Consider the following 16,757-nt stretch of genomic DNA (forward strand, 5'->3'; position numbering starts at 1 on the left):
CACCCGTTGGGGGAGGCGAGCCGCGTGGACGCATCGCAGGCACGCAGCCTCCATGAGGACCGGCTGATGAAGCTGGCCAATGTCACCGGCGTCGGCATCGGCAAGGACGACCGCTCGGGAGCGGACGTGATCGTCGTGTTCGTGACCCGCAAGGTGCCCCGTGACCGACTCCAAGACGAAGACGTGGTTCCGGCGGTGCTGGAAGGCGTCCCCGTGCGCGTACTCGCCATCGGTGAGCCCGCGGCGCAGTAGGACGGCCCGCGGAAGCCGATGGCCCGCGGAAGCCGACCGGAACTCCACCCTTCAACCAAGGGGAAGAGGTGGTCTGGCGTGGTGAGCCAGCCCGAATTGATGCGAGGACCCACCGGCGGTCAGCTCAGCGACAGCTCGCGCCGGCAGGCGGCGGGGGACTTCCTGGGCTCCCAGACGTCACCGGCCAACGTCGTCGGCTTCGGCCACGGCGTGAAGTGGATCGAGGGAGAGCCCACCGGCGAACCCGCGGTCATCGTGTTCGTGACCCAGAAGATCCCGGAGTCCATGCTCCCGGAGCGGGACGTCATCCCCGCCCAGATGGACGACGGCACCCCCACCGACGTCGTGGCCGTCGGCCACGTCGCCGCGCAGCGGCAGCAGCGCAAGGCGGGACGCACCGACGACCGCTCGGCGGCGTTCGGCCCCGACGGCGGCCTGAGCGGGCAGTTGGCGGGCCTCTCGCAGCCCATGCTCGAAGAGCTCTCCGGACTCGGCGCCTTCGAGCCGCAGCTCCTCAGGCGCCGGATGCGCCCGTGCCCCTCCGGCGCCTCGGTCGGCAACGTACGCGTGACGGCCGGCACGCTCGGCAGCGTGGTCTACGACTTCCTGCCCGGCGCCTCGGTCGACCCGCCGGGCCCCGGCCTCGGCGTACCGGCGAAGTTCTACATCCTGTCCAACAACCACGTGCTCGCCGACTCCAACCGCGCCCAGCTGGGCAGCGCGATCGTGCAGCCGGGTGTCTTCGACGGCGGCCAGGACCCGGCCGACCGCATCGCAACCCTGGAGCGCTTCATCACGATCCAGTTCGCCCCGCAGATCCCGCTGGAGCGGCACAACAACGTCGTCGACGCGGCCCTCGGCACCGTCGACTTCCAGGACGCGACCCGCGAGACGTACTTCAGCGGAGCCCCGCGCGCCTGGCGCCGCAAGGCCAATGTCGCGGTCGGCGACCTGGTGAAGAAGACCGGCCGGACGACCAACATCTCCTTCGGCCGGATCATCGCGGTCGACGCCACCATCGACGTCAACTACGGCACGGCGGGCACGGCCCGCTTCAAGGACCAGATCCTGACGACGAACATCTCGGCGGGCGGCGACTCGGGGTCCCTGGTGACCTCGCTCGACAACGTCGCGCTCGGCCTGCTGTTCGCCGGTTCCTCGACCGTCACCGTGCTCAACCACTTCGAGAACGTCCGCGCGCTGCTGCGGGTCGAGGTCTCCGAACAGCTGGCCTGACCGGTCGCACCACGAGAGGAGGGCTTCCATGACCACTCAGGCACGCAAGCAGAAGGGCCAGGCCCGCGCGGAGCACCGCTTCCACAATCCGCAGGGCGCCGAGGTCAAGACGCGCGACGAGGCGTTCTCCGCGACCCAGGAGGTGTCCGCCGAGGCGGTCTCCACCACCTCCAAGCTGGAGCTGCACAACGGCGCGGTCACCTTCGCGATGGAGGTGAAGTTCAACCCGAACACCTACCCGCACGTGGTCCTGGGCGGGCAGATCACCTCCGGCATCTGCGGCGCTCCGTGGGACATCACGGGCGGATTCATCGGGGACACCATCCGACTGGACGCCAAGCGCACCGGCCAGGGGTCCTGCGCCGACACGATCACGATCGTCGGCGAGTACCAGAACCCTCCGGCGTACCGGGGGACGTACGGCTTCAACGGCGCGACGTCGTCGTTCAAGCACACGACGATGTATCAGTGCTGAGCTGAACCGGGAACCGGCCGGGCGCACGGCAGACGAAAGAGAAATGTCTGCCCCGGCCGGTTCACCGGCGCGTCACATCCCTTGCTGCGAACGGGCCTTGAAGGCCGCCTTGCGGGCCTCCTTGGCCACCTTCTTGTCGGGGTGCAGCCGCCCCATCGCCTCCAGGACGTCCGCGGTGGCGGGGTGTTCGACCCGCCAGGCCGCGGCGAAGAAACCGCTGTGCTGCTCCGAGAGACCCTCCACGAGCCCCTGCAGCTCGTCCGAGTTGCCCTCGGCCGCGAGCTGCGCGGCGATCGTGTCGATGGTCAGCCAGAAGACCAGCGCCTCGGAGGGCGCGGGCACGTCGGCCGCCCCGTGCTCGGCCAGCCACACCCGGGCGAGCCCGCCGAGCTCGGCGTCGTCGAGCACCTCCCGCAGGGCGGGCTCCGCCTCGTCGCCGACCAGCGAGAGCGCCTGCTGGCAGCGGAGCCGGCGCAGCGGCGCGCCCTCGTCCCCGCCGCGTGCGGCGGCCAGCAACTCCCGTGCCGCGCCCAGCGGTTCGTGCCGGGCGAGCCACTGCTCGATCTCGGCCTGCGCGGCGGCCTGCGGGAATCCTGCCGTCCCTTCGAGCAGCGCGTCGGCGCCCTTGTCCGTGAGATCACCGACGGCCGGGGCGTCCACACCGGCCTCCAGCATCCGCGCCCTGATGCCGTACACACCGAGCGGGGTCAGCTTGACCATCCCGTACCGCGTGACGTCCTCGTCGTCGTCCGGCAGCGGCGCCTCGGCCTCGTCGATGTCGACCATGAGGGCCTCGTCGACCGGCTGGTACTCGACGAGGCCGAGCGGCTCGAAGAGCCGGAACTGGTCGTCGAGCTTCATCATCGCGTCCGACACCTGCTCCAGGATGTCGTCCGTCGGCTCTCCCATGTCGTCGGGCACGATCATCGACGCGGCGAGCGCGGGCAGCGGCACCGGGCCCTCGCCCGCCCCGGCCTCACCCGCGGTGAGCAGGTAGAGGTTGCCGAGCACGCCGTCCAGGAAGTCCGCCTCGGCCTGCGGGTCCCAGCCGAGCTCCTCGAAGTCGACCTCGCCCTTCTCCTCCAGGACGTCGAGGAGGTTGTCCATGTCGGGCACGGTCGCGTCCGAGTAGACGGTGTCCAGGGCGCCGAGCCAGACGGCCAGGATGTCCTGCGGGCTGCCGGAGGTGAGCGCGGCGAGGTCCTCGCCCGCGGCCACCGTGCCCGGCGCGTCCTCGCCCTCCGACTCGTCCGCGTCCGTGACGTCCACCAGACCCGTGTCGACGGCGATGCGCCAGGCCTCGCTCGCGTACGCGGCGGCGTCCGGGTCGTCGGCGGCCAGGCCCAGCTCGGCCGCGGCGGCCGGCAGCTGCTCCTCGATGAGCTCACCGCCCGCCCCGACACGCGTCTGAGGGCCCGCCCAGCGGGCGAGCCGCGCGGCGCGGGAGAGCAGCGGTGTGGCGAGCGCGGCCCGCGCGAGTTCCGCTTCGGAGTGCAGCAGCACCGGCGGCAGGGTGGCGGGACTTACGGACATCGGCTGGTTCTCCTCCGAAGGATGGGGCGTCCCCTGCTCGGGCGGGGCCGAGCACCCGGGGAAAGGTCTGCTGGACCGAAGCCTAGACGGATTTCCACCCATGCCGCCCGGTTCATGTCCCTGTCAGGAGACATACAGGGTGAGAACACCCGCCGAACCTTGACAACTCCCCTGGGCACACAAGAGATTGACGCGCGTAGAGCGCTGCGGGCCCACCGGCCCGCCCCGCTCGCTCTCACCCTCGTCATACGACCTCACCCTCATCCGGAGTTCCTCGATGCCGCACATATCCCGTGCCACCCGGCCCGCCGTGAGATCCGCCGCCGTCTCCACCGTCGTGGCCACCGCCCTGGCCGCCGGTCTGCTCGCCGTGAGCACCTCGTCCGCCTCCGCCGCCGAGGTGCGCGTCCACGACATCCAGGGCGCCACCCGCCTCTCGCCCCTCGCGGGGCAGCAGGTCACGGACGTGACGGGCATCGTGACCGGCGTCCGTACGTACGGCTCGAAGGGCTTCTGGATCCAGGACCCGAAGGCCGACGCCGACCCCGCGACCAGCGAGGGCGTCTTCGTCTACACCGGCTCGGCCGCCCTGACCGTGAAGGCCGGTGACGCGGTCCGCGTCTCCGGGACCGTCGGCGAGTACGTCCCCGGCGGCGAGGCGTCCGGCAACCAGTCCCTGACCCAGCTCACCAAGCCGGCGGTGACGGTCGAGTCGTCCGGCAACACGCTGCCCGCGCCCGTCACGGTGACCGCCAAGTCGGTGCCTTCCGCGTACGCGCCCGAGGGGGACCCCGCTGCCGGCGGCGACATCAGCGCGCTGCCCCTCAGGCCCCGCTCGTACGCCCTCGACCTGTACGAGTCCCTCGAGGGCATGAACGTGCGCGTCGGCACCTCGCGCGTGGTCGGCGCCACCGATCCGTACTCGGAGCTGTGGGTCACCGTGAAGCCGCACGAGAACGCCAACCGGCGCGGCGGCACGGTGTACAGGTCCTACGACGACCAGAACACCGGGCGCCTGCAGATCCAGCAGCTGGCTCCGGTCTCCGAGCGTCCCTTCCCGAAGGCGAACGTCGGCGACTCGCTGTCCGGCGGCGCCGAAGGCCCCCTGGACTTCAACCAGTTCGGCGGCTACACGCTGGTCGCGCGGACGCTCGGCGAGGTCGAGGACAAGGGGCTCGTACGGGAGAAGACGCGGCGCCAGGCCAAGGGTGAGCTCGCCGTCGCGACGTACAACGTCGAGAACCTCGACCCGGGCGACCCGCAGGCGAAGTTCGACGCGCTGGCCGGGGCGGTCGTCACGAACCTCGCCTCGCCCGACATCCTCGCCCTGGAGGAGATCCAGGACGACAACGGCGCGAAGAACGACGGGACGGTCTCGGCGGAGGCGACCCTGAAGAAGTTCGCGGACGCGATCGTCGCCGCGGGCGGGCCCCGCTATGAGTGGCGGTCCATCGACCCGGAGAACAACAAGGACGGCGGGGAGCCGGGCGGCAACATCCGCCAGGTGTTCCTCTTCAACCCCGAGCGGGTCTCCTTCACGGACCGCGGCGAGGGCGACGCGACGACGGGTACGGGGGTCGTAAGGACCTCCGGGCGCGCCGCGCTGACGCTCTCCCCCGGGCGCGTCGACCCCGCGAACACCGCGTGGGCGGACAGCCGCAAGCCGCTGGCCGGGGAGTTCCGCTTCCGGGGGCGCAGCGTGATCGTGGTCGCGAACCACTTCGGGTCGAAGGGCGGCGACGAGGGTCTCACCTCTCGGCACCAGCCGCCGGTGCGGTCCTCCGAGGCCAAGCGGCTCCGGCAGGCGCAGGCCGTGAACTCCTTCGTGCGGGATGTGCGCAAGGCCGAGAAGAACGCGGACGTGGTGGTCGTCGGGGACGTGAACGACTTCGAGTTCTCGGCGACGACGGCCGCCCTCGAGGCAGGCGGTGCGCTGAAGTCCGCCGCGAAGTCCCTTCCCCGGTCCGAGCGTTACTCGTACGTCTACCAGGGCAACTCGCAGGTCCTCGACCAGATCCTGACCAGCCCGGGGGTGGGGCGTGCGGGGTCGAAGGGCTTCTCGTACGACAGCGTGCACATCAACGCGGAGTTCGCCGAGCAGAACAGTGACCATGACCCGCAGGTGCTGAGGTTCAAGCCGTAGCCGAGGGTCACGCGTAGAGCCTGAGCAGCCAGTCCCGCCATGCCATTTCGGTGCCCTTGGCGTCCGCCTGCGGCGCGAAGTCGTGGATGCTGACGCCCACCGGGGCACCGAAGTGGTTGCGGCCGAAGAAGCGGTAGAGCGCGGTGTCCGTGCGCAGGCCGATGAAGTGCCTGCTGCGGAAGTCGACCATCGCGTCGAGGGCTTCGCCGGGGGCGTCCACCCGTACGCGGGCGCCCTCGGACGCGTCGTCGGGCAGCCCGAGGCGGCGGCCGAGCTTGACGAAGGCGTGCGCGGCGGTGGAGGGGGCGGGTCCGTCGAGGGTGGTGAAGGTGACGGGCAGGCCCGTGAAGTACGTCAGGTACTGGCGCAGGGTGTGCAGGTAGAAGTCGGTGTGCTTGCTGGCCCCCTCGTACTGGTTGTCCCAGTCGTCGGTGAGGATGCCGCTGTGCACATAGCGGACCCAGGAGCGGCGGCCGCCGTCGCGGGGCTCGATGACGCGGTCGAGCCGGTTGACGGTCTGGCCGGGCGGGAGGTGTTCGGGGTCGTCGACGCGGTCGGTGAGGCGGTGCGGTGGCTCCCAGTGGGTGACGGTGCCGCCGTGGGGGGCGGCTCCGCCCTCGCGGGGTTCGTACTCCACCATGGGCCACAACCAGCCACCGGTGCCGGTGGTGAACGCGTCCCAGACCTCGGCGGGAGAGGCATCGACCTCGAACTCCCGCTCGATCTCAAACTCCTTGCCTGCGGTCATGGCGGCCCCCTGACGTCCCGAATCGCTTCAACATCCCACCGGCACCCCTCCCCGTCCAGGGCATCGGCGGTGCCGGGGAAGGGGTGCGCGACGACCGGGCAGGAAGTGCGTGTCGGGGGCGAAATCGCCGGCCTTCTCGGAACGTACGACCGCGGGGGTCAGCGGGGCTCGATCCCGTACGCCAGGCGGTACGTGCCCTCGTCGGGCAGCCCCTCGCCGCTCTCCCACTCCTCGTAGCGGATCACCTGACCGCCGTCCGTCGTCACGTGGAAGTGGGCGGATATCAGGCCCGGCGCCGCCTGCGCGCCCGCTTCCCCTTCGGCGATCACGATCACCCGGGCCGGCCGGCCGTCACCGGCCGCGCGCGCCGTCCCGTCCCGCAGCCGCGTCTTGTGCAGCCCCAGCCGTTCGATGCCCGGCACCGCCGCGTCGATCTCGGCGTTCCGCTCGTCCCTGCCGTGCGCGAAGAAGTCCTGGTACGCCGCGTCGTCACGCCAGTGCGAGCGGTGCGCCACGGTTGAGCCGTCCGCCCCGGCGTACACGGTGTACGAGAGCAGGCCCTCGTGCGGCCACGGGCGGCTCCCCCAGGCCGTGGCGATCGCCTCGACCGTCGCCCGCTGCCGCTCCGGCGTACCCGTGCTCCAGGTGCTGAGGAAGACGAGGCCGCCGTCCGCGCGGGCCGGGTCGGGGAGGGTGGTGGCGTCGACGTGTGCCTTCATGACCTGCTCCTTCAGCGTGTGGACGGGCCCTGCTTTGGCCCGGTCCACACAGCCTGCGACCTCAAGCAAACTTGAGGTCAAGCCCGTTCGGGAGAAGCGGCGACCGGCCCGAGCTCGGGACGCTTGGCCGCACGCCCGTCGCCCGACGAGCGCCCGCGCACGCGTCGCCACAACCACGGCCCCATGAACCCCGCGAACCACGCCGTCTCCGCCGCCACCGCACGCAGCGCGGAGACCGGGGGCGGCGGGGGCAGCAGCGGCCGTGTCCAGTCCTCGTGGCCGGGGACGCCCAGCGCGTCCGCCATGCCCGCGGCGATCCGGGCGTGCCCCAGCGGGCTCGCGTGCAGACGGTCGGTGCTCCACAGCCGGGGGTCCGTGGTGACCCGGTGCGGGAACGTGTCGAGGACGACGACCCCGTGGCGGTCCGCGGCGGCGCGGATACGGGCGTTCAGGTCGAGGACGCGGGGCAGCGCCCTGCGCGCGAGCGGCGAGATCCGCCCGAGGTCGGGGAACGTCACGGTGGCCACGCGCGCGCCCGCCGCGGTCAGTTCGGTGAACATGTCCTCGATGTCGCCGACCACCTGCGCCGCGTCGAAGCCGGGGCGCACCAGGTCGTTCATCCCCGCCATGACCGTGACCAGGTCGGGGCGCAGCGCGAGGGCCGGGACCAGCTGCTCGGCCTTGATGCGGGCCGTCAGCCTGCCCCGTACGGCGAGGTTCGCGTATCCGAACCCCGGGTTCCCCTCGGCCAGGATCTCGGCGAGCCGGTCGGCCCAGCCGCGGTGTCCGTGCACCTCGTCACCGTCGCCGACCCCTTCCGTCTGACTGTCGCCGATCGCGACGTAACGGGTGTACGTGTGCGTCGTCATGGCCAGAGCTTCCCCGCGGAGTGAGGGAACGTCAACGCGACGGGCCCCCGGCGCTACTCGGCCTCCGAAAGGCGCGCCAGCTCGCCCTGGAACACGTCGAGCCTGGCCTGCAGCAGCGCCGCCTCCGCGACCAGTTCGGGCACTCCCATGGCCTCGGAGGGCGACCCCGGCACGGACCCGGGGCCCACTCCGGTGACCGTGAGGCCCTCCCCGGCGAGGCGGGCGAACTCCGCGAGCCGCATCGACGTACGCCTGCCCGCGCACAGCGCGCACACCCCCTCGACCACCCGCCACCCCGGCCTGCCCCACCCGGCGTCCGCGAGGACCGAGGCGCGCGCCCCGCAGCGGCAGGGCTGCACCGTCACGGCCCGCACCCGTTGCCGCGCGTACCGGAAGCCCCGCTCGAAGCGGATGTACGCGCCGAGCACGGTGACCCGCAGCAACGCCGCCCCGCGGTGCTCGGCGGTGCACAAGAAGGCCTGGGCCGTGGCGTGTTCGTGGACGCAGTGGAACCCGCAGTCGCAGCGGCGGTGCGGAGCCGCGTGCCGTCGCCCGTAGACGCAGCGGGCCTCGTCGAGCACGCCGTAGGGCAGGGCGGCACCCAGGGAGACGCCGGTGAACCCCGCCCGCGCGCCGTCCTGGGACAGCGCGAGGCGGGCGATCTTGTATCCGGTCGGCGGCTCCTTCGGGCGTTCCGCGGGGAGCCGCAGCCTCACCGGGCCGCCGGGACCCCGGGCGCCGGAACCTCGGCCGACGGCTCCGCGGCCGTCGGCGCCGGTTCGGGCTCGGACTCCACGTGCTGTTCGAGGTCTTTCTGCAGCCGCTCCTGCGGGTCTTCTTCGGCGATCCCGGTGGCGAGTGCTTTGCCCAGCCTCATGACGCCTCCTGTGGCCGGCCGCCGCGCGGCCGTCCGTCGACTACCGTCGGCCCATGGTGGCGCATACGGGGGCGAGTTGGCACTAGGTCCCGACCCGCTGACCGCCGGCTCACGGCCGGGCACAGCGGCCACCTCTTAGCGTTCCTGTCGCATACCTCGTAGCAGAATTAAGTGGAGCTTCAGCGTCGGCGTACCGACACTGCCCCTATGACCTCACCCTCATCGACAGCTCCGGCCCCTCCCCTCGGCCGCGCCCTCTGCGCGATGGTCACGCCCTTCACGGACGACGGCGTGCTCGATCTCGACGGTGCCCAGCTGCTCGCCGACCGCCTGGTGGCCGAAGGCTGCGACGGGCTCGTCCTGTCCGGCACCACCGGCGAGTCCCCCACCACCTCCGACGACGAGAAGGCCGCGCTCGTCCGCGCCGTCGCCGAGGCGGTCGGCGACCGGGCCAGGATCGTCGCGGGCGTCGGCAGCTACGCCACCCGGCACACCGTCGAGATGGCACTGCAGGCCGAAAAGGCGGGCGCGGACGCCCTGTTGGTGGTCACGCCCTACTACAGCAAGCCGCCGCAGGACGCCGTCGAGGCCCACTTCCTGGAGGTCGCCGACGCGACAGGGCTTCCGCTCGCGCTCTACGACATCCCGGGGCGCACCGGGACGCGCATCGAACCGGACACGATGCTGCGGCTCGCGGACCATCCGCGGATCGTCGCCGTGAAGGACTGCGCGTACGACTTGATGGCCACTCAGAAGGTGTTGTCACAAACCGACTTGGCCTACTACACCGGCTGCGACGAGTTCATCCTTGCGCTGTACGCGGTCGGCGGCGTCGGTTACATCAGCACGGTGGCCAACGTCGTACCGCGCCGTCTCCGCGCCATCATCGACGCGTTCGACGCGGGCGACACCGCCGGTGCCCGCCGCCTCCAGCAACAGTCCATGGAGCTCATCGAGTTGATGATGGGCGCGGGCCTCCCGGGCACGGTCACCTCCAAGGCCCTGCTGAACGCGCTCGGCCTGCCCGGCGGCCCGGTCCGCGCACCCCTGCGACCCGCCAGCCGCCAGGCGACCGACGGGCTGCTCGCGGCTTACGAAGCGCTGTGACGCGGCCGCCGGCGGGAATCAGCCCGCGGCGGGGAAGCCACCGGCCTTGGTCCACACGAGCGTTTCGCCGCCCCCGCTGAACGTGACCTTCTTGCCCCCGGTGGCGACGGCGATCTTCTCCCAGCCGTCGAAGTCCTTCGTGAGGTGCGTGGCCCACTTCGTCAGCGGGCCGGTGGCGACCGCGGCGACCGACTCGGTCGGCGGCTCACCGTCGGCGCAGTACACGCCGAAGTCCCCGAAGGCCGCGACGGTGCCGTCCTTGGCCTTGAGCGTGATCCCCTGGCAGGCATCGGTCTCCGTCTTGTACACGACGGCCGACTTGGACCAGCCCTTGGCCTTGGGGCTGTAGTCCTGCACGAAGAGCCCCTTGCCCTTCATGTAGTGCATCGCCACGCGTCGCCCGTCGGCGAGCTTGACCTGCGCGTTGAAGGGGCTGGGACTGCCGCTCCACGGGATGTCGCTCTTCTCCAGCGGATGGCCGTGGTCGCCGGTGGCGGCGGCCCGGCTCATGCTCTGTGCCGCCTTGCGGTCGGCGCCCTCGCCCTGCCCCGCACTCTCGCCGCACCCGGCCACCAGGCCGAGTACCGTCACCGCGCCCAGGGCTACGGCCCTGATCCCCGTTCCGCGCATGTCAGTCTCCTGTCGTCCCGCGCAGCATACGCAGCCGCGCGGGACGAGAGGGATACGCGGTACGTCAGTTGTGACTGTGCAGCACGTCGTTCAGGCCGCCCCACACCGCGTTGTTCGGGCGGGCCTCGACGGCGCCGGTGACCGAGTTGCGGCGGAAGAGGATGTTCGAGGCGCCGGAGAGCTCGCGGGCCTTGACGATCTGTCCGTCGGGCATGGTCACGCGGGTGCCCGCGGTGACGTAGAGCCCGGCCTCGACGACGCACTCGTCGCCGAGCGCGATGCCCACGCCCGCCTCGGCGCCGATCAGGCAGCGCTCGCCGATGACGATGCGGACGTTGCCGCCGCCGGAGAGGGTGCCCATCGTGGAGGCGCCGCCACCGATGTCGGAGCCGTCACCGACGACGACACCCGCGGAGATACGGCCCTCGACCATGGAGGTGCCGAGCGTGCCCGCGTTGAAGTTCACGAAGCCCTCGTGCATGACGGTCGTGCCCTCGGCGAGGTGCGCGCCGAGCCGCACGCGGTCGGCGTCGGCGATGCGGACGCCCTTCGGCGTGACGTAGTCCGTCATGCGCGGGAACTTGTCGACGGAGGTCACCGCGAGGTGCAGGCCCTCGGCGCGGGCGTTGAGCCGGACCTTCTCGACGTCGTCGACGGCGACCGGGCCGAGCGAGGTCCACGCGACGTTGGCGAGGAAGGCGAACTGGCCGTCGAGGTTCACGCCGTGCGGCTTGACCAGGCGGTGCGAGAGCAGGTGCAGGCGCAGGTAGACGTCGTGGGCGTCCACCGGCTTCTCGTCGAGGGACGAGATGACCGTACGGACGGCGACGATCTCCACGCCACGGCGGGCGTCCAGGCCGATGGCCTTGCCCGCGCCCTCGCCGAGCAGCTGCACGGCACGCTCGGCGGTGAGCCGCTCGGTGCCTGCGGGGCCCGCTTCGGCGACGAGCTCGGGCGCGGGGAACCAGGTGTCGAGGACGGTGCCGTCGGCGGTGAGGGTGGCGAGGCCTGCGGCGACGGCGCCGGTGGTGCGGGAAGCGTTCGTGTCGGTCATGGGGAAAACCTAACGGTCACCGCACCGCCCGAGCGAACCGGTCTCAGCCTCCGGGCCGGCGAGCTTCCGGGACCGTGGCCGGACCACGGTGACGGTCAGCCGTCGCGGGGGATCAGCCGGCCCAGCATCTCGCGGGCGTACGCCTCGTCGTAGGTGCCGTCCGTGAGCAGCACCTGGAGGCAGATTCCGTCCATCAGGGCGACCAGCGCACGCGCGGTGGCCGGGTCGGTGCGTTCGGCGAAGACCTCGGCGAGTCCGTCGCACCAGCAGGCGGCGACCGGGCGCAGGGCGGGCCTGCGCAGGGCGGCCAGATACAGCTCGTACTCCAGCTCGATCCCCGTGCGTTCCTGGCCGAGCCACATCCCGAGCACCTCGGCGATCTCACCGGCGAGGTCGACCCGGGGGTCCTGGAAGCCGCCCCGGCTCGCGACGACCTTCGCGAAGCCCTCGTTGGCCTTCTCCAGCGCTGCGAGGAGCAGCTCGTCGAGTGTCTTGAAGTGGTACGTGGTGGACCCGAGCGGCACATCGGCCTCGGCGGCGGCCGAGCGATGGCTGAGCCCGCCTATCCCCTTCGCCCCCACCACCCGGATCGCGGCGTCGATGATCCGGGTACGCCGCTCGGGGTCGTAACGCCGGGCCATCAATGCGCACCGCCCAGGTTCAGCAGGACGACGCCCGCGATGACGAGGGCGATCCCCGCGATCTTGGCGAGGCCCGCGGACTCACCCATGAAGATCATGCCGATGGCGGCCACGGCGGCGGTCCCGATCCCGGCCCAGATCGCGTAGGCGGTGCCGACGGAGAGCGTCTTCAGGGTCTGTGCGAGCAGCGTGAAGGCGATCAGATAGCCCGCGACGGTGATCAGCGAGGGCCAGAGCTTGCTGAACCCCTCGCTGTACTTCATGGCCGTCGTCCCGGCCACCTCCGCCACGATCGCTCCGGCCAGCAGTCCGTATCCCATGTGTACGAGAGTACACATCGTTGCGTACGGCCGTACACAACGACGGTGACCGGAGCGGGCTAAGGTGACGCGATCACTGTGGGGGGGGCCACAGGGGCGACGCGGCGAGAACCGCACGAGACCACGGAGCACAAGAGCGATGTCAGACACATCGGGGCGGGGACCACAGGCGCCTTACGGCGCACCGCCGGGGCCGTACGGAGCGCCACCCGGCTGGGGCTGGAACGGCTACGGATGGACCCCGCCACCGCCGCCGCCCAAGCCCGGCGTCATACCCCTCGCACCGCTGGGCGCCAACCACGTCATCGGCGGCGCGTTCGCGACGATGCGGCGCTACGCCAAGCCGCTGTTCGGCACCGCGGCCGCCGCCTACGGTCTGCTCGCCCTCGTCGTCGTGGTCGGCGGGGCGCTCGCCTACGTCGCGACCCGCGAGCACATCCGCGTCCTGCACGAAACCGGCGCGGACTTCTCCTGGGACGACGGCAGGCCGATCCTGGTCGCGTTCGGCCTGGCGTGGCTGGTGTTCATGCTCGCCACGCTGGTCGTCAACTCGTTCATCCAGGCCGCATGCGCCGCCACGCTGCACGAGGCGGTCCTCGGCCGCCCGGCGACGTTCGGTGCGGTGTGGCGCAGGGCCTGGTCGCGGACACCGTCCGTGCTTGCCGTGACCCTGCTGCTCTCGGTCGTCCTGATGCTGCCGGTGGCCGCGTTCGCGCTGCTCTTCCTCTCGCTCCTCTTCCTGATGATGACCCAGTCGCTCATCCCCATCGGCCTGGTCTTCCCGCTGTTCCTGGTGACGCTGCCGCTCGCGGCCTGGCTGTACGTCCTGTTCGCCCTCGCCCCGGCCGCCGCGGCCCTCGAGACAGCGGGCCCGTTCACGGCGCTGCGGCGCTCCGTACGCCTGGTCCGGGGCGCCTGGTGGCGCACCTTCGGCATCTCACTGCTCGCGGGGCTCATCGTGATGGGCGTCTCCCTCGCCCTGCGACTCCCCCTGCAATTCACCGCGCCGGCCCCGCCCCCGGTCGACCCGGACGACTCCGCTTCGGCCTATTTCCTGGACCAACTGCGCTCCCAGTTCGGCCTGTTCGCCCTGTTCTCGCTGGTCGCCACGTTCATCACGCAACTGGCGGCCAGCGTGTTCCTGCCGCTGGTGACCGCCTTGCTCTACATCGACCGGCGCATCCGCAAGGAGGGCCTCGCGCACACCCTTGCGCAGGCCGAATCCCCGCAAGGGAGCTGAACGCGGTTCGGCCCCCTGCGCAGCAGCGCAGGGGGCCGAACCGGAAGAACTACCTGTCACACCTCAGACGTTGAACCCGAGCGCGCGAAGCTGCTCGCGGCCGTCGTCCGTGATCTTGTCCGGGCCCCACGGCGGCATCCAGACCCAGTTGATCCGGAGTTCGTTGACGATGCCGTCGGTGGCGGACTTCGCCTGGTCCTCGATGACGTCCGTCAGCGGGCAGGCCGCCGAGGTGAGCGTCATGTCGATCGTCGCGATGTTCGCGTCGTCGACGTGGATGCCGTAGATCAGGCCGAGGTTGACGACGTCGATGCCCAGCTCGGGGTCGACCACGTCGTACAGCGCCTCGCGGACCTCTTCTTCGGAGGCCGGCTTGGTCAGGGTCTCGTTCTCGCTCATGCGGTCTTCCTCTCAGCGACGTCGTCGGTACCCAGCGCCTGGGCCGTCGCGTCCTTCCACGCCATCCAGCTCAGCAGCGCACACTTCACACGCGCCGGGTACTTCGAGACCCCGGCGAACGCGACGGCGTCCTCCAGGACCTCTTCCATGGCGTCGTCCGGCTCCAGCTTGCCCTTGGACTGCATCAGCTCCAGGAAGACCTCCTGGACCTTCTGCGCCTCGGCGAGTTCCTTGCCGACAAGCAGGTCGTTCAGGACGGACGCGCTGGCCTGGCTGATGGAGCAGCCCTGGCCCTCGTACGACACGTCGGCGATCGTCGACCCGTCGTACTTGACGCGCAGCGTGATCTCGTCGCCGCACGTCGGGTTGACGTGGTGCACCTCGGCGTCGCCATCACGAAGACCGCGCCCGTGCGGGTGCTTGTAGTGGTCCAGGATGACTTCCTGGTACATCGAATCCAGCTTCACGTTCCCAGCCAGCCCCTCAGCCGAAGAAGTTCCGTACGTGCTCCAGGCCGTCGACGAGAGCGTCGATCTCGCCGGGCGTGGAGTACAGATAGAACGACGCTCGCGTGGTCGCAGGAATTCCGTAGCGGAGGCAGACGGGGCGGGCGCAGTGGTGACCCACGCGGACCGCGATGCCTTCCTCGTCCAGGACCTGGCCCACGTCGTGCGGGTGGATGTCGCCGAGCGTGAAGGAGATCGCGGCGCCGCGGTCCTCGGCCGATGCCGGGCCGATGATCCGGAGGTCGGGGACCTCCAGGAGGCGCTTGACCGCGTACTCGGTGATCGCGTGCTCATGAGCGGCGATCTTGTCCATGCCGATGGCCGAGAGGTAGTCCACGGCCGCGCCCAGGCCGACGGCCTGGGAGACCGGGGGCGTGCCCGCCTCGAACTTGTGCGGCGCGGGAGCGTAGGTCGAGGAGTTCATCGACACGGTCTCGATCATCTCGCCGCCGCCGAGGAAGGGCGGGAGGTCCTCCAGGAGCTCCTGCCGTCCCCACAGCACGCCGATGCCCGTCGGGCCGAGCATCTTGTGGCCGGTGAAGGCCACGAAGTCGGCCTGCAGCGCCTGCACGTCGAGCACCATGTGCGGGGCCGCCTGCGAGGCGTCGATGAGGACGAGCGCGCCGACCTCCTGCGCACGGCGGACGATCGCCTCGACGGGGTTCTGCGTGCCCAGGATGTTGGAGACCAGGACGAAGGAGACGATCTTCGTCTTCTCCGTGATGATCTCGTTCATGTTGGACAGGTCGAGCCGGCCGTCGTCCGTGAGACCGAACCACTTCAGCTTCGCGCCCGTGCGCTGCGAGAGCAGCTGCCACGGCACGATGTTGGAGTGGTGCTCCATCTCCGTGATGACGATCTCGGTCTCGTGGTCCACGCGGTAGGGCTCGTCGGCCCAGCCCAGCATGTTGGCCACGAGGTTGAGCGACTCCGAGGCGTTCTTGGTGAAGATCACCTCGTCGCGGCTCGGCGCGTTGATGAACGCCGCGACCTTGTCACGGGCGCCCTCGTAGAGCGCCGTGGCCTCCTCCGCGAGGACGTGCACACCGCGGTGGACGTTGGCGTTGTGCTTCTCGTAGTACTCGTTGAGTACGTCGAGCACCTGGCGCGGCGTCTGGGACGTCGCCGCGTTGTCCAGGTAGACGAGCTTCTTGCCGTCGTGGATCGTGCGATCCAGGATCGGGAAGTCCTTGCGGATCGCCTCGGTGTCGAGGAGGCCGGAGAGCCCCTGGTGGGCCACTGTCACGCGGATACGCCACCCTTCGTGTAAGCCTCGTAGCCCTCGGCCTCGAGCTTGTCGGCGAGCTCGGCGCCGCCGGACTCGGCGATGCGGCCGTTCGCGAAGACGTGCACGAAGTCGGGCTTGATGTAGCGCAGGATGCGCGTGTAGTGCGTGATCAGCAGGGTGCCGACCTCGCCGGTCTCGCGGACGCGGTTGACGCCGTCGGAGACCTGGCGCAGGGCGTCGACGTCCAGGCCGGAGTCGGTCTCGTCGAGGATCGCGATCTTCGGCTTGAGGAGCTCCATCTGGAGGATCTCGTGGCGCTTCTTCTCACCGCCGGAGAAGCCCTCGTTCACGTTGCGCTCGGCGAAGGCCGGGTCCATCTGGAGCTGCTCCATCGCGCCCTTGACCTCCTTCACCCAGGTGCGCAGCTTGGGGGCCTCGCCGCGGATCGCCGTCGCCGACGTGCGCAGGAAGTTGGAGACCGAGACGCCGGGGACCTCGACCGGGTACTGCATGGCGAGGAACATGCCGGCGCGGGCACGCTCGTCGACGGACATCTCGAGGACGTCCTCGCCGTCGAGGGTGACGGTGCCCTGGGTGATCGTGTACTTGGGGTGACCCGCGATGGAGTAGGCGAGCGTCGACTTGCCGGAGCCGTTCGGGCCCATGATGGCGTGCGTCTCGCCCTGCTTCACGGTGAGGTCGACGCCCTTGAGGATCTCCTTCGTGGCGTTGTCGGCCTCGACGGTGACGTGCAGGTCTCGGATTTCAAGCGTTGCCATG

General features: G+C 70.8%; 20 protein-coding genes. 6 read left to right on the forward strand and 14 right to left on the reverse strand.

Annotation, left to right across the window (positions count from 1 at the left end; translation table 11 throughout):
- Positions 1–24 precede the first annotated feature (24 nt).
- The 3 genes from AB0M70_RS36690 (at position 25) to AB0M70_RS36700 (ending at position 1,963) form a co-directional block, all read left to right on the forward strand.
- A complete protein-coding gene (locus tag AB0M70_RS36690; RefSeq protein WP_365827208.1) occupies positions 25–252 on the forward strand; it encodes a hypothetical protein in 228 nt (75 codons plus the stop codon).
- A gap of 81 nt (positions 253–333) precedes the next feature.
- Positions 334–1,488, forward strand: a complete 1,155-nt coding sequence (locus tag AB0M70_RS36695; RefSeq protein ID WP_365827210.1) for a hypothetical protein — start codon at positions 334–336, stop codon at positions 1,486–1,488.
- A gap of 28 nt (positions 1,489–1,516) precedes the next feature.
- Positions 1,517–1,963, forward strand: a complete 447-nt coding sequence (locus AB0M70_RS36700) for a hypothetical protein (protein WP_365827212.1) — start codon at positions 1,517–1,519, stop codon at positions 1,961–1,963.
- A gap of 72 nt (positions 1,964–2,035) precedes the next feature.
- On the opposite strand, the gene AB0M70_RS36705 is transcribed toward AB0M70_RS36700, so the two are convergent.
- Positions 2,036–3,496 (reverse strand): hypothetical protein, encoded by a 1,461-nt coding sequence (locus tag AB0M70_RS36705; RefSeq protein WP_365827214.1) that lies wholly within the window; start codon positions 3,494–3,496, stop codon positions 2,036–2,038.
- A gap of 277 nt (positions 3,497–3,773) precedes the next feature.
- On the opposite strand from AB0M70_RS36705, the gene AB0M70_RS36710 reads away from it, so the two are divergent.
- Positions 3,774–5,639 carry an endonuclease/exonuclease/phosphatase family protein gene (locus AB0M70_RS36710; protein ID WP_365827216.1) on the forward strand — a complete coding sequence of 622 codons (1,866 nt, stop codon included), beginning with the start codon at positions 3,774–3,776 and terminating at the stop codon, positions 5,637–5,639.
- Positions 5,640–5,646: 7 nt separating this feature from the next.
- Here AB0M70_RS36710 and AB0M70_RS36715 read toward each other — a convergent pair whose 3' ends face one another.
- The 5 genes from AB0M70_RS36715 to AB0M70_RS36735 all read right to left on the reverse strand — a co-directional run bounded on the left by AB0M70_RS36715 (position 5,647) and on the right by AB0M70_RS36735 (position 8,852).
- Complete coding sequence (locus AB0M70_RS36715) at positions 5,647–6,387, reverse strand: SRPBCC domain-containing protein (protein WP_365827218.1); 741 nt, start codon at positions 6,385–6,387, stop codon at positions 5,647–5,649.
- Positions 6,388–6,545: 158 nt separating this feature from the next.
- On the reverse strand, positions 6,546–7,106 hold the full coding sequence (locus AB0M70_RS36720) for an antibiotic biosynthesis monooxygenase (RefSeq protein WP_365827220.1): 561 nt from the start codon (positions 7,104–7,106) through the stop codon (positions 6,546–6,548).
- 77 nt (positions 7,107–7,183) lie between these two features.
- The gene (locus AB0M70_RS36725) at positions 7,184–7,975 is read right to left on the reverse strand and encodes an SGNH/GDSL hydrolase family protein (protein ID WP_365827222.1); all 792 of its coding nucleotides are present in this window, start codon (positions 7,973–7,975) and stop codon (positions 7,184–7,186) included.
- Positions 7,976–8,028: 53 nt separating this feature from the next.
- Positions 8,029–8,691 (reverse strand): hypothetical protein, encoded by a 663-nt coding sequence (locus tag AB0M70_RS36730; protein ID WP_365827224.1) that lies wholly within the window; start codon positions 8,689–8,691, stop codon positions 8,029–8,031.
- Complete coding sequence (locus AB0M70_RS36735) at positions 8,688–8,852, reverse strand: hypothetical protein (protein WP_365827226.1); 165 nt, start codon at positions 8,850–8,852, stop codon at positions 8,688–8,690. The genes AB0M70_RS36730 and AB0M70_RS36735 overlap by 4 nt, the downstream gene beginning before the upstream one ends.
- A gap of 207 nt (positions 8,853–9,059) precedes the next feature.
- On the opposite strand from AB0M70_RS36735, the gene dapA reads away from it, so the two are divergent.
- The gene (dapA, locus tag AB0M70_RS36740; protein WP_365827228.1) at positions 9,060–9,959 is read left to right on the forward strand and encodes a 4-hydroxy-tetrahydrodipicolinate synthase; all 900 of its coding nucleotides are present in this window, start codon (positions 9,060–9,062) and stop codon (positions 9,957–9,959) included.
- A gap of 18 nt (positions 9,960–9,977) precedes the next feature.
- Here dapA and AB0M70_RS36745 read toward each other — a convergent pair whose 3' ends face one another.
- The 4 genes from AB0M70_RS36745 to AB0M70_RS36760 all read right to left on the reverse strand — a co-directional run bounded on the left by AB0M70_RS36745 (position 9,978) and on the right by AB0M70_RS36760 (position 12,604).
- Positions 9,978–10,589, reverse strand: coding sequence for a hypothetical protein (locus tag AB0M70_RS36745; RefSeq protein ID WP_365827230.1), 612 nt, complete (start codon positions 10,587–10,589; stop codon positions 9,978–9,980).
- 64 nt (positions 10,590–10,653) lie between these two features.
- Positions 10,654–11,643, reverse strand: coding sequence for a 2,3,4,5-tetrahydropyridine-2,6-dicarboxylate N-succinyltransferase (gene dapD / locus AB0M70_RS36750; RefSeq protein WP_365827232.1), 990 nt, complete (start codon positions 11,641–11,643; stop codon positions 10,654–10,656).
- 95 nt (positions 11,644–11,738) lie between these two features.
- Positions 11,739–12,284, reverse strand: coding sequence for a TetR family transcriptional regulator (locus AB0M70_RS36755; RefSeq protein WP_365827234.1), 546 nt, complete (start codon positions 12,282–12,284; stop codon positions 11,739–11,741).
- Positions 12,284–12,604, reverse strand: coding sequence for a multidrug efflux SMR transporter (locus AB0M70_RS36760; protein WP_365827236.1), 321 nt, complete (start codon positions 12,602–12,604; stop codon positions 12,284–12,286). The genes AB0M70_RS36755 and AB0M70_RS36760 overlap by 1 nt, the downstream gene beginning before the upstream one ends.
- Before the next feature lie 139 nt (positions 12,605–12,743).
- On the opposite strand from AB0M70_RS36760, the gene AB0M70_RS36765 reads away from it, so the two are divergent.
- On the forward strand, positions 12,744–13,844 hold the full coding sequence (locus AB0M70_RS36765) for a hypothetical protein (protein ID WP_365827238.1): 1,101 nt from the start codon (positions 12,744–12,746) through the stop codon (positions 13,842–13,844).
- A 63-nt stretch (positions 13,845–13,907) separates the two neighbouring features.
- Here the strand turns inward: AB0M70_RS36765 and AB0M70_RS36770 are convergent, their stop codons facing one another.
- From AB0M70_RS36770 to sufC, 4 genes are read right to left on the reverse strand one after another with little or no spacing between them, the layout of a single operon-like run.
- The gene (locus tag AB0M70_RS36770) at positions 13,908–14,243 is read right to left on the reverse strand and encodes a metal-sulfur cluster assembly factor (protein WP_160504340.1); all 336 of its coding nucleotides are present in this window, start codon (positions 14,241–14,243) and stop codon (positions 13,908–13,910) included.
- Positions 14,240–14,710: a Fe-S cluster assembly sulfur transfer protein SufU gene (gene sufU, locus AB0M70_RS36775; RefSeq protein WP_160504341.1), complete on the reverse strand. Its 471-nt coding sequence runs from the start codon at positions 14,708–14,710 to the stop codon at positions 14,240–14,242. Before sufU ends, AB0M70_RS36770 begins: the two co-directional genes overlap by 4 nt.
- A gap of 16 nt (positions 14,711–14,726) precedes the next feature.
- A complete protein-coding gene (locus tag AB0M70_RS36780) occupies positions 14,727–15,995 on the reverse strand; it encodes a cysteine desulfurase (protein ID WP_363208036.1) in 1,269 nt (422 codons plus the stop codon).
- Positions 15,992–16,756: a Fe-S cluster assembly ATPase SufC gene (gene sufC, locus AB0M70_RS36785; RefSeq protein ID WP_365827241.1), complete on the reverse strand. Its 765-nt coding sequence runs from the start codon at positions 16,754–16,756 to the stop codon at positions 15,992–15,994. The genes AB0M70_RS36780 and sufC overlap by 4 nt, the downstream gene beginning before the upstream one ends.
- Position 16,757: the final 1 nt, after the last annotated feature.

The organism is Streptomyces sp. NPDC051214 (assembly GCF_040682375.1).
Taxonomy (GTDB): domain Bacteria; phylum Actinomycetota; class Actinomycetes; order Streptomycetales; family Streptomycetaceae; genus Streptomyces.

What these genes read in the sequence shown, in the direction of transcription:
- AB0M70_RS36705 (WP_365827214.1), bottom strand. Translation starts at nt 3,496, where the DNA reads ATGTCCGTAAGTCCCGCCACCCTGCCGCCGGTGCTGCTGCACTCCGAA.
- AB0M70_RS36745 (WP_365827230.1), bottom strand. Translation starts at nt 10,589, where the DNA reads ATGCGCGGAACGGGGATCAGGGCCGTAGCCCTGGGCGCGGTGACGGTA.
- AB0M70_RS36700 (WP_365827212.1), top strand. Translation starts at nt 1,517, where the DNA reads ATGACCACTCAGGCACGCAAGCAGAAGGGCCAGGCCCGCGCGGAGCAC.
- AB0M70_RS36765 (WP_365827238.1), top strand. Translation starts at nt 12,744, where the DNA reads ATGTCAGACACATCGGGGCGGGGACCACAGGCGCCTTACGGCGCACCG.
- dapA (WP_365827228.1), top strand. Translation starts at nt 9,060, where the DNA reads ATGACCTCACCCTCATCGACAGCTCCGGCCCCTCCCCTCGGCCGCGCC.
- AB0M70_RS36735 (WP_365827226.1), bottom strand. Translation starts at nt 8,852, where the DNA reads ATGAGGCTGGGCAAAGCACTCGCCACCGGGATCGCCGAAGAAGACCCG.
- sufC (WP_365827241.1), bottom strand. Translation starts at nt 16,756, where the DNA reads ATGGCAACGCTTGAAATCCGAGACCTGCACGTCACCGTCGAGGCCGAC.
- AB0M70_RS36710 (WP_365827216.1), top strand. Translation starts at nt 3,774, where the DNA reads ATGCCGCACATATCCCGTGCCACCCGGCCCGCCGTGAGATCCGCCGCC.
- AB0M70_RS36720 (WP_365827220.1), bottom strand. Translation starts at nt 7,106, where the DNA reads ATGAAGGCACACGTCGACGCCACCACCCTCCCCGACCCGGCCCGCGCG.
- AB0M70_RS36755 (WP_365827234.1), bottom strand. Translation starts at nt 12,284, where the DNA reads ATGGCCCGGCGTTACGACCCCGAGCGGCGTACCCGGATCATCGACGCC.
- AB0M70_RS36725 (WP_365827222.1), bottom strand. Translation starts at nt 7,975, where the DNA reads ATGACGACGCACACGTACACCCGTTACGTCGCGATCGGCGACAGTCAG.
- AB0M70_RS36770 (WP_160504340.1), bottom strand. Translation starts at nt 14,243, where the DNA reads ATGAGCGAGAACGAGACCCTGACCAAGCCGGCCTCCGAAGAAGAGGTC.
- AB0M70_RS36760 (WP_365827236.1), bottom strand. Translation starts at nt 12,604, where the DNA reads ATGGGATACGGACTGCTGGCCGGAGCGATCGTGGCGGAGGTGGCCGGG.
- AB0M70_RS36715 (WP_365827218.1), bottom strand. Translation starts at nt 6,387, where the DNA reads ATGACCGCAGGCAAGGAGTTTGAGATCGAGCGGGAGTTCGAGGTCGAT.
- dapD (WP_365827232.1), bottom strand. Translation starts at nt 11,643, where the DNA reads ATGACCGACACGAACGCTTCCCGCACCACCGGCGCCGTCGCCGCAGGC.